Origin of the sequence: Enterobacter cloacae complex sp. I1M, assembly GCF_014982425.1 — a bacterium.
In the GTDB taxonomy this organism is placed as follows: Bacteria; Pseudomonadota; Gammaproteobacteria; order Enterobacterales; family Enterobacteriaceae; genus Enterobacter; species Enterobacter intestinihominis.
Genome location: NZ_JADCLG010000023.1, coordinates 225,142 through 239,135 on the forward strand (window position 1 = coordinate 225,142; position 13,994 = coordinate 239,135).

Here is a 13,994-nt window from a genome sequence, read left to right on the forward strand (position 1 = left end):
TACCTCAATGGTGACAGTTTGCACGCAATTTTTTCGGAACACGCCCCTTCAACCAGCCTTTAGAAGGTGAAACAGCAATAGCTTCTTGGGATCCATATTTTACACCAAAATATTTCTCGAATTGTGAAACTGAGCCTTTGTGGGGGAAAGTAGCTTCATGCGCAGAAGTTTTTACTAGTTGCATTGTTGTCCTTCCTGTGGCTGGGTCAAAATCATCGACATGGTGCCATGTATATCCGATTGCTTCGCTTTTAGAAATACCGGCTGCCTTGAATGCCTCGGTGAAATCTCTATCTCGAGTTCCTTGCATTGTAATAGATACAATATTCTGTTTCGTTCCATTGATTGGGAAAAGATCTGGGCTTCCTGTAAAGTCGACTCCCTTTAATGCCAACCCCCACGGATCCACCCACCCCAGCGCATTCGGCGCATACTGGTATAGGTTTATCCCCCCCGCCAGCCCTATCTGGTCCTGCTGCGTAAACCGTCCGCAGTCCGGGTCGTAATACCGGAACAGATTGTAGTGCAGCCCTGTCTCACGATCCAGGTATTGCCCCTGCATCCGCAGATTCTGGGAATACCCAGATACCTGCGTCTCGCTTTCCCGCAGCAGTTTGCCCCAGGCGTTGTTCACCCCTTCCCAGCGCACCTGCCCTTCGCTATCCGTCATCCGCTCCGGCGTGCCGTTGGGCTGACAGTGGAACCAGAAGATTTCCGGGGCATCAACGCCGTCAAGACGCGCCAGCGGGTCGTAGCTGTCCTGATCGCTGTAGACGTAGGTCAGCAGCACATCCCCGCACATTTCCTGTAACAGCCGTAACCGTTCCCGGACAAACCGCGTGGCGACCAGCTTACCGGTTGGCAGGCCGTCAGGCATCTGGCGGTGCGTATTGCTGATGCGGCGGCCCAGTGGATCGTAGCGGAAGCTGACCTGCGTCTGCGCCCTGTTGCGGTCCCTCGGCCGGCTGATGACCCTCGTCATACGATGCTCGCCGTCGTAACGGTAGTGCCAGATGGTCTGACCGTTATCTTTCTATACGGTGCGTCCGTGGATGTCATAGCGCCACCGAATGCCGTTGAGCTGCGTCAGACGGTTTTGCGTGAGCTTCTCAGCAGAACCTTCAAGCGGTGAAGGTTCGTTAGTGGTAGTAGTTTGCGCCACGGTTGAATCCGATAATGCTGAACTGGACGATGCCGACCGTGAAGAGTTTATGGCCGAGCTGGGTCAGGAAGGGCCAGACGCGAAAGAAGGAGGCAAGATGCGTGCATAAGGAAAAGATTACATTGTTGAAGATGGCGATGTGATGAACTTCTTGTTTACGTTTAATTTTTATGAACGGGAAAAATCCACGCTTAGGGGTGGATTTTTTATTGCAGGGTAAAAGTTATTGTCTAAGAGAACTGTCTTCAAGCTGGGTACAAAAGTAATGATTTCAGAGTCTCAAACTTTAAAGTCTGTAAAGACTTCTCGCGTAGATGCTTTCCAAGTAAGGCCTGACACTAGCACTTAGCGAGACTGACACCTCCGATTCACAGTATCAGTATGCCGGACGCCTGAAAGATCCGCTCTGAATTCCCCTTTTCTAGCCATTCCACATGAGCAGGTATCGCTGCGTCAATCTCTTTGACTGGTTTTATATAGGTAAATATGACAAAGTAAACAGTGCTCATCCTTTGCTTCTCAGCACAGTTTATCAGCCACTTGTTAGAACTGCTTATGCAACCCTCTTTTGCCACTAGTTATTGTTAATATTTTGGGGCGCTTTCGATCTCAACACGCAGGGCCTGACTGAGACAGCGTGTTAAGCTTCATATCATAGGTATAAAACCAGTCATACCAGCCATTTTGGTGAATTGCGAAACTACAGACAACAATGACTTCCTTCAACAAATTAAATGTTAAGTAATAGAAATAAGCGTTTTCAGGTGGTGCAGAAAGTAATAGCTCTTTGCCCTCAGCATTGAAGATTTTCAAAACGGTTGGTAATGGTTCTGGTTCGCTTATCGCAAAGACTAATTGGCGTACAGGATCGACCTTTGCGGCATCTAAGCGAGGTATGTTTAGTCTAATAATTTTTGAACAGAAAATCCATTCTAGCACGTTGTTTTCTCAGATAAACCTGAAGTCAGCGATCATATTCGCTCTCAATAAAAAATTATTTTTATACATGGATGATGTTGAAAGTTTTTGATATTGATGCTGACTTTACTCTTTAAAACGGCCTCAAGATTCCAATGAGGCTTCAGGTTTTTATCATTAAGAATAACAACCTTAAATTTAGTTTTGATTTGAATATCTTATCTGAGAAATAATAAAAATATCATCTATTTGGTTGTTGATAGCTTTCCAGGCTCTGGAATTATAATATTTTAAAAGAAAAGGATTGATATGCTTAATCACGGGCCATAAAAATGCATCAATGTACTAAGATCATCTAAATCTTGTGCGGTGAGTTCATTTCTCTCCATTTTGTCATACTTATACATTATACCTTTCATCGGAGGGCCGTAATCATGTTTAGTTGCCATGCTCATTAACTCATCAATATCTGATTCTTTTATTAAAGTTCTCTTTAAAAATTCAAAGAGCATTTTTTCTGCATCTTTTCTTTCTAAAAAATACATTTTGATTACCTTACTGATTTTATGTAAAAAGTCACAAGTATAACTAGAAGTGCCTTTTTGTCGCTGATCTATGGTTCTTCATTTTAACATTTTTTTGGATGAAAAAATCTACGCCAGGGCGTGGATTTTTATTCAGAGATAAACACCCTCTTCTAATGAGTTTTCAGTGAACGTTGCTTTTGTAAAGGAAATTAGCACATCTGAACCATGCTTTTTATATTTAACCTCGTAACTACCTGGTTCTAAAGTAATAAACTCGCCTGAAATAGCATCTGAATCATCTGGCTCCAGATCTCCGCCAGTGACATCCTCTCCCGCCCCTATGAAAACCTTTCCAGTAGGTACGTTTAAAAATAACGATCCGGCATATTCACCAATTTCACTTTTAATATCAACTTTATAGTTACCATCATCTCCAACATTGAGAAATAATACATTCCCTTTATTTATTTCTTCAACTTCATCTTCTGGAAGACTCCACCAATCTGCATCATCATTAATCCTATGCTTTAATGACATCAAATCATAAATTACTAATGTGGCAGTATCCGTCTGTATATTAATAGATTTATTCATTTTACCCCCTATTGAAATATTATTTCACTGATGGCATCTCCGGGCTGAAGCCCCGCCTTTCTGCCTGCATTTTTCAAAGAACTACCGACACTTTTATTAATAGTTTCATTCAGCATTTGTAATCTTTGTGTAGGCGAACCTCCAACAATTAAATCAACAGGATGATCAGCGTTTAATTTACTTAGATCAGGTGCTGAACCAAACATTTTTTCAAAGCGTGCAGAAACAGCCTGCCTGTAAGAACTTTGCAAAGATGAAATCCTAACCTCATGGGTGCCAGGAGACCAAACTAACTCTCCTCTTTGAGCCGCTCGGTTTAAGGCATTCATTTTTTTCATAAACTGTCTTTCGAGGAATTTTCTCTCAGTTGATGACAGCTTTGTGCTGCTTAAAATCTTCGGTTTATTAACAGTTAAGCGGGTACCTCCAGAACACCTACTCAACCCCCACGGATCCACCCATACCAGCGCATTTGGCGCATACTGGTAAAGATTTATCCCTCCCGCCAGCCCTATCGGGTCCTGCTGCGTAAACCGTCCGCAGTCCGGGTCGTAATACCGGAACAGATTGTAGTGCAGCCCTGTCTCACGATCCAGGTATTGCCCCTGCATACGCAGGTTCTGGGTATATCCTGATAACTGCGTTTCGCTTTCCCGCAGCAGTTTGCCCCAGGCGCTGTTCACCCCTTCCCAGCGCACCTGCCCTTCGCTATCCGTCATCCGCTCCGGCGTGCCGTTGGGCTGACAGTGGAACCAGAAGATTTCCGGGGCATCAACGCCGTCAATACGCGCCAGCGGATCGTAGCTGTCCTGATCGCTGTAGACGTAGGTCAGCGGCACATCCCCGTGCACTTCCTGCAACAGCCGGAACCCTTCCCAGACAAACCGGGTGGTGACCGGCTTGCCGGTTGGCTGGCCGCCCAGCATCTGGCGGCGCGTTTTGCTGATGCGTCGCCCGAGCGGATCGTAGCGGAAGCTGACCTCCGTCAGGCGGTCTGTTGCGGTCCCGCGGCTGGCTGATGACCTCCGTCAGGCGGTGCTCGCCGTCGTAGCGGTAGTGCCAGCGGGTCTGGCCGTTATCCTTCTCCACGGTGCGGCCATGGATGTCATAACGCCAGCGAATGCCGTTGAGCTGCGACCGGCGGTTGTGCGGGATCTTCTCAGCAAAATCTTCGAGCGGTGAAGATTCTGTAGTGGTGGCGGTTTGCGCCGCGGTTGAATCCGATATCGCTGAAATGAACGACACCGATCGTGAAGATTTAATGGCCGAGCCGGGTCTGGAAGAGCCGGGCCTGAACCGCGTGATCCGCGCGGGCTATGAGCTGCTGAATCTGCAAATCTACTTCACTGCTGGCGTAAAAGAAGTGCGTGCATGGACCATCCCTGTCGGTGCGACTGCGCCTCAGGCGGCCGGTAAGATCCACACCGACTAAATCATAGGGTAATTGCGTCCTATCCCTAGCAGCTGTAATGTTCCACCATTAATTTATTCAAGATATGCACTTGAAAAGTTGCAACAGTGCAGCGGGCACGCTCGTTAGAGCTCTACACAGTTTAACAGAAGATGTCATAGTTCCAGCGAACGCTTGCGCTGGGCTTTTTATCAAGTAATAATCCGTAGTATAAATCCTAATTCATACTGGGGCGTTTTATTTTCGAAGGCTCCAATCTGTGGAATCAGCTACACGGATTTCATTAAGAATGAGATCTAGAGGAACGTGTGCAATTATTTACCCCTCATTAACTACACTGAATCGACCACCTGTGGACGTGGTACACCATTGATATGTTTATGCGTATCGATTATTAAAAAAGAAAAGATCAAAAAACAGTCAACATGCGATACTTATTTGATAGTTAATTCCATGTTATATAGATACCGCAATTAAATGATTTAATGTCATAGCAGACAGTAATATCACCCCATTCCAAACGCCATGTTACACTATGTTTTTCTTTTGCATCTGGTTCTCCAAGATCATATTCCTCTGCTACCCAACGATATAAGAAATCAACTTCTTTGTTTAACATATCAATGTTAGAAACTTTATTCCAATCACTTATTGCCTGATAATACTCACCCTCTTTATAAATTAATTGCACCATAAATGGAAAATTGCTAAAGCATAATGGGCGTATTATAAGCTCAAATTTCTTATCAAACCAAAGAACGGTATTAACGGTATAATGATAAGGAATTAATCTTTGCATTTTATTTTTTGATTCAAGATATTTGTAAAGTTCAGAAACTATAAACGTATCCTCCCGTTGTATGAAAAGATATTTATTATCTAACTTAACTTTGCCATCTGCGATGTTAATTTCAAAATCAATCATATGCTTCTAACCTTCCCCGGTATCAGTAGATTTCTAAATTCCTCAGGGATAAAGAATTGCATCCCTCCCCCTCGGCCATAAATGTTATTAGCCAATGCTCTTCCATATGCGACATCAATATCCTCGCTGACATAATAAGCTCTTACTTGCGTTCTTAATGTACGATGAGGATCAATTTTAACCTGAAGCGCTTCATGGTAGCCTATAGCATTTCCTTTGTTTTGCCTAACGGTTGGATAAGTCACCGCATATGATGGAGGAGTATCACCGTTCGGATATAATGCATACAAAATCGTGCCTTTTTTCAGTTTCCTATTTTTGTAGACATCTATACCTTTGTAATCACCTTGACCTTGCCATTTCGTAGCTTCTTTAGATGGATCCTTACATTTACGGCTCAACCCCCACGGATCCACCCACCCCAGCGCGTTCGGCGCATACTGGTAAAGGTTAATCCCCCCCGCCAGCCCTATCGGGTCCTGCTGCGTAAATCGTCCGCAGTCCGGGTCGTAATACCGGAACAGATTGTAGTGCAGCCCTGTCTCACGATCCAGGTATTGGCCCTGCATGCGCAGGTTCTGGGAATATCCTGATACCTTCGTCTCGCTTTCCCGTAGCAGCTTGCCCCAGGCGCTGTTCACCCCTTCCCAGCGCACCTGCCCTTCGCTATCCGTCATCCGCTCCGGCGTGCCGTTGGGCTGACAGTGGAACCAGAAGATTTCCGGGGCATCAACGCCGTCAATACGCGCCAGCGGGTCGTAGCTGTCCTGATCGCTGTAGACGTAGGTCAGCGGCACTTCTCCGTGCACTTCCTGCAACAGGCGGAACCCTTCCCAGACAAACCGCGTGGTGACAGGCTTACCGGTTGGCTGGCCGCCCAGCATCTGGCGGCGCGTTTTGCTGATGCGTCGCCCGAGCGGATCGTAGCGGAAGCTGACCTCCGTCTGCGGTCTGTTGCGGTCCCGTGGCTGGCTGATGACCTCCGTCAGGCGGTGCTCGCCGTCGTAGCGGTAGTGCCAGCGGGTCTGGCCATTATCCTTCTCCACGGTGCGGCCATGGATGTCATAACGCCAGCGAATGCCGTTGAGCTGCGTCAGACGGTTGTGCGTGACTTTCTCAGCAGCCCCCTCAAGCGGGTTACCGGCCGCATCCCAGCGCCACTGCTCCTGACCAGGCAGCGTGCCGTCCTGAACGAGCAGGCGCCCTGCGCTGTCGTACTGCCAGCGGTACCAGCTGAACGGGTTATCGTCCCGCTCTTCGCGGACAAGATTATTGCGATAGTCGTAATCCCAGCGGCGGGACCAGCGGCGCGGCGACGGGCGCTGGGCATTGCCGGTAAAAACGTCCCGGCGATGCAGTCGGCCAAGGCGGTCGTATTCGCTGCGGGTGGTCAGCAGCCCCTGCGTACGGCTGGTTTCACGATGGAGTTCGTCGCGGGTAAAGTCGGAGACCGACAGCTTATCAAGGGCAATGCTGAGCAAATGCCCGCTGCCGTAGTAGAATTGTTTCAGCTCCCGGCCATCGGGCAGCGTGACGGAGGTGCGGTTACCGAGGGCGTCATACTCCCACGCCAGCTCTCCGTGTTCGCCCGTTTCGCGCGTGACGCGTCCAAGCGCGTCATACTCAAACACAAGCTCCTGCTCGGCTTCGGCGCTCCAGGCATCGGCTGAAAGCGCGGGATGCAGCCCAATCCGGCTCAGAAGGCCGGACGGGGTGTAGTGGTAGCGGGTCTGCCCTTCCGGCGTGGTGCGGGCGACCAGTTGGCCGCTCGCGCTCCAGGCAAAGGCATGGGTAATGGCCTCCGGATGTCCGGCGGCAAAGGTGCGCGCTATCGTACGCCCGCAGGCATCGTAGCGATACTGCGAGGCCACGCCATCGAGCCCTACCTCTTCCAGCAGCAGCGAGTCCGCACCCCAGCGGAACTGGTACGCTTCGCCGTTTTCGTTTTCCAGGGCAATCAGACGCCCGCGGCTGTCCCAGCGGCGGCGCACCTCTTCACCCTGCGTATTACGGGTGGCGGTTAAGCGCCCTGCCTCGTCGTATCTGAACTCGCTCTCTTTCCCGTCGGCGCCCGCATGCTTCACCGGCAGACCACGTTCGTTCCATTTGAGCGACTCTGTCCACCCTTCCGGGCGATCGAGCTGCACCGGACGCCCCGCGGCGTCGTAGCGGTAACGCGTCTCTTCGCCGTCGGCGCTTATCTCAGCCACCAGCCAGCCCAGCGGATGATAACGGTATTGTGTCACACGGCCCGAACAGTCCGTCGCACGCACCATCTGCCCGGCCTCGTTGTACTCCTGGTAACGGCTGTTCCCGGCGGCATCGACTTCTTCCACAACCTGACCAAACTCGTCCCGACGAAGCAGCGTGGTCTGCCCCATCGGATCCACCACGCGTTTCAGCCCGTGATGTTCGTCATACAGGAACCGGGTGGCGCTACCGTCGGCTTCGATGATGGACGCCGGAAGCGCACGGTGCTCCAGCCAGGTGGTGGTGCGGGTATTGCCGTCGGCGTCGATCTCCTGCACCCGGTTGCCCATCTCGTCATAGACGAAGGTAACGGCATTACCCAGCGGATCGATGCGACGCGTGAGGAGTTCGTTGTCATCCCACTCGTAGCGCCAGTTCTCACCGCGCTCGTCAACGTAGCGAACAATCAGGTTTTGCGCGTTCCAGTAATGCTTTCGCGTCTGACCGTCGTAGTGATCGACGGTCGTCAGCCCGGCGGCTAAATCGTAGCTAAAGCGACAGCCGTCGCCGGTGCTGGTGCGGTTTTCCACCACGCGCCAGTGGTCGAATTTTTGCCAGCGGTATTCGCTCTCCAGCCCGCCCGGCAGACGGTGCCAGACCATCAGGCCATCATCGTTATAACGGTATTCACGGGTAACCACGCCGGAGGCATCCGTTGCGCTGGCCAGCTGGCCGCGCGCGTCATACCCCCACTGCATCAGCGGCCATGTCTGGTTGCCGTCAAAATGGCTCGCCGAGGTAACGCGCTGCGGGAAACGTTCATTTTCATAACGCAGAGTGACGTCGATCGCCCGCGGCTCATCGTGCAGACCGACCAGCCGCCCGTGTTCATCCCACGCCGTCAGCAACGCGTTGCCGTACTCGTCGCTGAGGGAGGCCAGGCGCAGGATGGCTGGGTTGGCGCGGGTCTGTTTATACAGACGCCACACCGCGCCGTCATCGTCGGCAATCGCCACGTCGCCGCTCTCATTGCGGCGGATGATAATGCCTTCGCTGATGCTGTAAAACGCGCGGTCGACCGGCGGCAGTTCAAAGCTCAGCTCGCGCCCGGTTTCATCGAACCAGGTGGCGTTGTTTTCTTCCAGCGTCAGATAGCTGTCAAAGGTGGTAGCCCAGCCCAGACCAAACAGCCCTTCGCGGGTGGTCAGGCTGTTGTAGCTGCGTTGCCAGCGTAGCGGAAAGCGCCCCGGCAGCGAGAAATCGAGTTCGTCGTCGTCATTCAGCACCTTCACGCCGGTAGCGGCGTGAACCGGGTGCGAGGAGCCGAACACGGCGTTGACGGCCATATCAGCCAGCATCCCGCCACCGGCAGCAGCCAGCGCGCAGGGCATGTTTTTCAGGATCTTGCCCGGACGCCCGCGCAGCAGGGAGAGCGCAATCATCCCCAGCGCCAGGCCCGGCGTTTTGCCGCTTTTAATATCGCGAACTGTGAGGGTGTCGCCGCCGATGATCACGTTCGGGGAGACGTCGTCGGAAACGGTGCCTTCGCAGGTGGTGCGATCTTTTGCACGCACCGCGGGCTGCCCGTTGATAAAGACGCTTTTCGAGCCTTCCGCCAGATACTGCGGCCCGGAGTGTTTCTCGCACGCCACCTTGTCTTCTTCCAGCGGCGAGGTCCCGGCAGCGGCAGAGGCCACGCTCGGCTGCCACATTTCGCTGCCGAACTGTCCGGCAGCGGCAAGCAGCATGCCCGCGTAGTCGGCAAAGCTGCCCGGAGACTGCGGCTCAGGGGAAGGAGTATCGGCAGGCGTCAAGGTCCCGGCTGCGCGTGCAGCGGGGATCGCATTGGTAAGAACGTTGCTGGAACCGGTAGTGATCTTACCCGCAGGCGACGGCGGGAAAAGCGCGTTGCCCAGCCCTTCAGCGGCGTTGCTGATATCGTCGGTGATCCCCGCAACGTTCGCCAGGACACCCCCAATAATGCCGCTCAGCAGACAGCTGGATCCGATCGCCGCCACGCCTGCGGCTGCCGCCCCGGCTCCCAGCAGTGGCGCCGCCACGGTAGCTGCTGCCCCCACCGCCGCGCCAATCACCGCATAGGCGGCACCTTCCGCCACAATGCTGGTTATATCAGCAAAAATGCTGGAGTGAATAATCTCGTCGCCCTTACGGGCCGCGTTGTTATCGCTCATGCCTTACACATTCCGGTTGTCGTTTAGCGTCAGACTTTGCTTCAGTGCGCTCCAGCGCGCCTCGTCCTCTTCCGTAAAGGCTTTTAAGGCCGAGAGGGTAAAAATCATCAGTACCGGTTTGCCCGGCGTCTGCACGGCCAGCTGTTTTTGCCACAGGCGCTGGCCGTTACGGTCAAAGGTGGTCTCAACTTCCAGTCCGCTAATGTTTCCGTCTGGCCCGGCTTTTACGTGCTGAAATTCGCTCTGGGCGATCTCCCCCATCTGAGGGCGCAGGACTTCCCACTGACGGTGGAACTCTTGTTCGTAATCGCTACCATCCGGGATGACGCCGCGGCTGACCACTACAGATAACCCGCTTTCGTCATCGCGAATAATGTTCATGCTGTTATCCTGCCAGGCAGCAGGGAAAAGGGAAAACGAACCTTCCTGGAGGGTGTATTTCATAAGTGAACTCGGGATGATTGATATTGAGAGAAATAAAAAGGCCAATCCAGGCTGGCCCTTTGGCTGGCTGTTTCATTATTTACGCCATTGACCTGATTGTTCGACTAAAACTTGGCTGCCTTTGCTGACAACCAATTTCACAGGTGCATACGTTACGGTATAAGCGATCTCGCCATTCTTGTACGTTGAGCCGATTATTTTACCTGCGGGGTCGTGTAACGTTTTACCCTTTAAGAAGATCGTACTGTTATCGCTTTTGCGCACGCCGAGATAAACCATCTGGTCGCATTTGCCCTCGAAACGCCCGCACTTGTTTATCAGAGAGATGGTGAACTTTTCGGTGTCCAGTTTTCTGGTTTCAGCGTGATGAACCGAAGCGGCTTTACGTAACTTATAACGCTGCGGAGCATAATCATTTCCTTTTTGAGGAGGCGTTACCAGACTCCATTCCATTTCACTCCCCTTTATTTCCAGAACAGCTCGTCCGTTTGCGCCGCCAAACGATGAGTTGAACTCTACATTGGCACGATTGCCAGCGATCGTACCGCTAAGATTTCGCTCATAATTTTCCGGACAATCTATGCGGTTGCCTCTCAGGAAGATATAGCAATAAGACCCGGTGATACGGTTGCCAGATTCAGCTAACCGCAGGGTTAACGTCGAGTCGTTGCCAACCCCGCCTGCCCAAACCCCGTCAAACACAGGTCTCAATTGGCTGTTCGTTGCAAACTGCATCGTATTGAACCTGCAGCCCATTGATGGATATCAGCATTAATACCCGGGCTAGTACCAGAGGATTGGTAATGGATTACGTCCGACTCCGAAACCACCCAGGCCGCAAAGATTTTGCCGTCAGGATTGATAACCAGCACGGATGCATTCTCCTGATAGAGATCTTTTAACCAACCTTCAACAAACAATCCGCCACCTGTGGTGGTATGCGGTTCACCGAAGGCATCAAAGTTATCAATTAAGGTCTGGTAATGATTTCCCAGCAGCGTCCTGAGATTGTCTGTCACTTCCCTGTCGTTAACGATGCGATTGACCGTATCGAGCTTATCGTATTGCGATAATTCAAGTGCCGATGACGTTTCAACGACGCCTGTCAATAAAGCGGTGAACAATACGACTTCCAGATATTTTTTGGTCATAATTTATTCTGAAGTACCATTTTCGTAATACATGGTTATTTGCACAACCTTACTGTATTTCACCTCAAAAAGAGTAATTTTTTACCCAATTCATAGGAAACCCACTGCTCCCCTGAATCATTTTCGACCTGACCATCGCCGTATGCATTGTTCAATTCTCTGGTTGTTGAACCCACCTGAACTCCACGCAGCGTTGAAATATCTGAGGCAGCCAGCGTAACCTGGGAGACGATATAATCGTCAACGCTTCTTTCTGCTTTATCCCACCAGAGATAAGAACTGTATATTTCGACCCAGCCTTTTGATGCTGGTAGAATTTATAGTTTGTTCCATCAAAAGGAATCTCACCGATAAAACAGCCTTCCACCGGAACGTCAATTTTACGGGCAATATCAGGCGTCCATCTGTCGCCCAAGGCGACAGGCTGGTCGTTGATCTGCACGGAAAAATCCTGTTTTGTCAGAATGGATGACATAGTCTGAGCGAAAACTTCATAACTGTTCAGAAATGTTGATATCAGGGCAAAAAAAGACAGGCAGAAAGGCGTATTTTCACGGTTATCGTCATTTACCATGATACATATTACACTTCTCACCACATCAATAAGTGGTGAGTCAAGGAATCAGTTTTTTTAGTCTGCGCTAATAACGACCACACCCAGGCAGTCAGGGTTTTTAACCGTGAAACTGAAGCTCACTTTTTGACCATTCAAATCCTTTGGCGCTGTATAACTCGTCACTTCGCTCTCCGAGCGGCCTCGTGGATAATCAGTTAACGTCAGCTGCGGATAATGCTTTTTAACGGTATCGAGTGTGATGCACTGGCCTGACGGCGAAAAATTCAGTAACGGTGCCATACCTTCACTTTCTTTGCTTAAACGTAAATCAATTGCAGTAATGTTCGTTCCATCCGCCAGTTGGATATCGTCGGCATTGTAGAAATTGATATATTCATTCTGTTTCGTTAGCTTGAATGACAACGGAGCGTTATCCAGACTGTTAACGGACAACGTTTTGAGTGATGCGCTCATTTCTGCAATGAACTGCCAAAGATCCTGTTTTTGCATGTTACCTCCTGCCATTCCCGTCGTTAATAAAGCCGCAAGCACCGCACCCGTTTTTATACTATGGATAATTTTTATCATACCAACCGCCATAATAATCTTCGTAATATTGCCCTGTGGTAGACGTTTGTTCGCCTTTGCCAAAGATACGGCCTATCTGCGTACGCGCTTCACTTTCCTTTATAGCCCCGCGTTCGAGAGAATCGTAGATTCGATTATATTGTGACTGATTTGCCGGATTGCCTGCAATACCTATATCCCCTCCCTTATTGGCCAGGATTTCACGCTGCACCCGGATATTATTCAGTGTTGCAGCGCCTTCATCACTAAGTGCACTGTTCAGGTAGGCATCGCGCGATGAAACATCAATGTTAGGTTCATATAACGCGTGGCCACTTTCATGCGACAGAGACTGAACAACAGCCTTCGGATTACCAAGCTCATTTTTATCAACGGTAATAACTCGCGTTTGACGATTAGCAAACGTTCCCTTGCCTGCTTCACCCTCTTCGAATGTCCAGCCTCGTTTCTTTAAAGTCGCAATGTCATTTTTCATGGTTGGTGATTTGTCTACAAGACCATCCACATCCTTACCATATCCGCTTGAAGGCACACCTGATGATGGGGGTGTTGCAGTTTTAGAGGTTTCGGCAGGCGCGCTTGCAGCCGCACCTGCCTTACTCTCCTTTCCCGGCGCAAACTTCTCCTGCACCGCCGCATCAATATCCCCTTTATGCCCCGATCCCGGTGCCGTTGTGCCCGGCTTGGTTCCCGAGGTATTCAGATGCAGCTTACCACCCGTGGTGATATAACCATCCCCTTCCACGAAAAAGTTAAACTCTTTGCCAATCAGGTTAATCTTGCCGTTAGCGTTAAGCTCAATAGCACTCTCACCCGAGACCAGCCGCAGCTTCGTCCCGGAAGCAATGACATACTGCTCTACCGCTGCATCCAGCTTGCCTTTTCCCGTCAGGATCTCGGTTCCGCCTTTCACGGCCTGGATCTGGTTCGCTTCAACACGATGCAGCTCATTTTTCTTCACGTAATGGCTGCGCGCGCCCCCGACGCTGTGCGTTTCATCATTTTTAACGCTGGTGTCCATATTACGCTCGGCCTGGATCCACACCTGCTCTGCGCCCGCCTTGTCCTCAAAGCGCAGGGCGTTGGCGTTGTCCACTGAACCGTCTTTCGTGCGGCTCATAAAGCCCATCTGCGTCGCCGCAGCCGGCAGCGCCCACGGCGGCATGCTGGCTTCGTTATACACGCGGCCGGTGATAATCGGTCGGTCCGGGTCACCGTTGATAAAGTCCACCACCACCTCATCGCCCACGCGCGGGATTTGCACCCCGCCGTAGCCCTGGCCCGCCCATGCGCTGGAGACACGCACCCAGCAGGAACTGGTGTCGTCACCCTTCGC

Annotated in this window: 11 protein-coding genes and 5 pseudogenes; 2 read left to right on the forward strand and 14 right to left on the reverse strand. The window is 51.0% G+C overall.

The annotated features are described in order from the left end of the window. Positions 1–4 precede the first annotated feature (4 nt). Positions 5–1,132 (reverse strand): annotated as a pseudogene (locus INF86_RS15300) (RHS repeat-associated core domain-containing protein); the annotation flags it as partial. Between INF86_RS15300 and INF86_RS15305 the strand changes: the two are divergent. Beyond that, positions 1,116–1,271: pseudogene (locus tag INF86_RS15305) on the forward strand (hypothetical protein); the annotation flags it as partial. The pseudogenes INF86_RS15300 and INF86_RS15305 overlap by 17 nt on opposite strands. Before the next feature lie 59 nt (positions 1,272–1,330). Here INF86_RS15305 and INF86_RS22650 read toward each other — a convergent pair. The 5 genes and pseudogenes from INF86_RS22650 to INF86_RS22495 form a co-directional block, all read right to left on the reverse strand. After that, positions 1,331–1,671: pseudogene (locus INF86_RS22650) on the reverse strand (hypothetical protein). A gap of 100 nt (positions 1,672–1,771) precedes the next feature. Beyond that, positions 1,772–2,101 (reverse strand): hypothetical protein, encoded by a 330-nt coding sequence (locus INF86_RS15310; RefSeq protein WP_227414791.1) that lies wholly within the window; start codon positions 2,099–2,101, stop codon positions 1,772–1,774. A gap of 296 nt (positions 2,102–2,397) precedes the next feature. After that, positions 2,398–2,625 carry a hypothetical protein gene (locus INF86_RS15315; protein ID WP_154051376.1) on the reverse strand — a complete coding sequence of 76 codons (228 nt, stop codon included), beginning with the start codon at positions 2,623–2,625 and terminating at the stop codon, positions 2,398–2,400. Positions 2,626–2,757: 132 nt separating this feature from the next. After that, complete coding sequence (locus INF86_RS15320; RefSeq protein ID WP_058646411.1) at positions 2,758–3,201, reverse strand: DUF6386 family protein; 444 nt, start codon at positions 3,199–3,201, stop codon at positions 2,758–2,760. An 8-nt stretch (positions 3,202–3,209) separates the two neighbouring features. Continuing rightward, positions 3,210–4,383 (reverse strand): annotated as a pseudogene (locus INF86_RS22495) (RHS repeat domain-containing protein); the annotation flags it as partial. Between INF86_RS22495 and INF86_RS15330 the strand changes: the two are divergent. After that, positions 4,382–4,630: pseudogene (locus INF86_RS15330) on the forward strand (DUF933 domain-containing protein); the annotation flags it as partial. The pseudogenes INF86_RS22495 and INF86_RS15330 sit on opposite strands and share 2 nt — an antisense overlap. A 427-nt stretch (positions 4,631–5,057) precedes the next feature. Here INF86_RS15330 and INF86_RS15335 read toward each other — a convergent pair. The 8 genes from INF86_RS15335 to INF86_RS15365 form a co-directional block, all read right to left on the reverse strand. Further along, positions 5,058–5,537: a hypothetical protein gene (locus INF86_RS15335; protein WP_094948303.1), complete on the reverse strand. Its 480-nt coding sequence runs from the start codon at positions 5,535–5,537 to the stop codon at positions 5,058–5,060. Then, a complete protein-coding gene (locus INF86_RS15340) occupies positions 5,534–9,919 on the reverse strand; it encodes an RHS repeat-associated core domain-containing protein (protein WP_193543683.1) in 4,386 nt (1,461 codons plus the stop codon). The genes INF86_RS15335 and INF86_RS15340 overlap by 4 nt, the downstream gene beginning before the upstream one ends. Positions 9,920–9,922: 3 nt before the next feature. Then, the gene (locus INF86_RS15345; RefSeq protein WP_022648394.1) at positions 9,923–10,363 is read right to left on the reverse strand and encodes a DcrB-related protein; all 441 of its coding nucleotides are present in this window, start codon (positions 10,361–10,363) and stop codon (positions 9,923–9,925) included. Between the two features lie 75 nt (positions 10,364–10,438). Further along, complete coding sequence (locus tag INF86_RS22500) at positions 10,439–11,098, reverse strand: hypothetical protein (protein ID WP_227414792.1); 660 nt, start codon at positions 11,096–11,098, stop codon at positions 10,439–10,441. Then, the gene (locus INF86_RS22505; RefSeq protein WP_227414793.1) at positions 11,071–11,514 is read right to left on the reverse strand and encodes a hypothetical protein; all 444 of its coding nucleotides are present in this window, start codon (positions 11,512–11,514) and stop codon (positions 11,071–11,073) included. Before INF86_RS22505 ends, INF86_RS22500 begins: the two co-directional genes overlap by 28 nt. Before the next feature lie 151 nt (positions 11,515–11,665). Continuing rightward, positions 11,666–12,088: a hypothetical protein gene (locus INF86_RS15355; RefSeq protein WP_227414794.1), complete on the reverse strand. Its 423-nt coding sequence runs from the start codon at positions 12,086–12,088 to the stop codon at positions 11,666–11,668. 57 nt (positions 12,089–12,145) lie between these two features. Continuing rightward, a complete protein-coding gene (locus INF86_RS15360; protein ID WP_227414795.1) occupies positions 12,146–12,658 on the reverse strand; it encodes a hypothetical protein in 513 nt (170 codons plus the stop codon). Continuing rightward, a partial coding sequence (locus tag INF86_RS15365) for a type VI secretion system Vgr family protein (protein WP_193543684.1) occupies positions 12,639–13,994 on the reverse strand: 1,356 nt, incomplete at its 5' end. The genes INF86_RS15365 and INF86_RS15360, both read right to left, overlap by 20 nt.

Bases quoted from the DNA above. Each gene is read 5' to 3' on its own strand.
- INF86_RS15315 (WP_154051376.1), bottom strand. From the start codon at position 2,625: ATGTATTTTTTAGAAAGAAAAGATGCAGAAAAAATGCTCTTTGAATTT.
- INF86_RS15320 (WP_058646411.1), bottom strand. From the start codon at position 3,201: ATGAATAAATCTATTAATATACAGACGGATACTGCCACATTAGTAATT.
- INF86_RS15335 (WP_094948303.1), bottom strand. From the start codon at position 5,537: ATGATTGATTTTGAAATTAACATCGCAGATGGCAAAGTTAAGTTAGAT.
- INF86_RS15340 (WP_193543683.1), bottom strand. From the start codon at position 9,919: ATGAGCGATAACAACGCGGCCCGTAAGGGCGACGAGATTATTCACTCC.
- INF86_RS15345 (WP_022648394.1), bottom strand. From the start codon at position 10,363: ATGAAATACACCCTCCAGGAAGGTTCGTTTTCCCTTTTCCCTGCTGCC.
- INF86_RS22500 (WP_227414792.1), bottom strand. From the start codon at position 11,098: ATGCAGTTTGCAACGAACAGCCAATTGAGACCTGTGTTTGACGGGGTT.
- INF86_RS22505 (WP_227414793.1), bottom strand. From the start codon at position 11,514: ATGACCAAAAAATATCTGGAAGTCGTATTGTTCACCGCTTTATTGACA.
- INF86_RS15355 (WP_227414794.1), bottom strand. From the start codon at position 12,088: ATGGTAAATGACGATAACCGTGAAAATACGCCTTTCTGCCTGTCTTTT.
- INF86_RS15360 (WP_227414795.1), bottom strand. From the start codon at position 12,658: ATGATAAAAATTATCCATAGTATAAAAACGGGTGCGGTGCTTGCGGCT.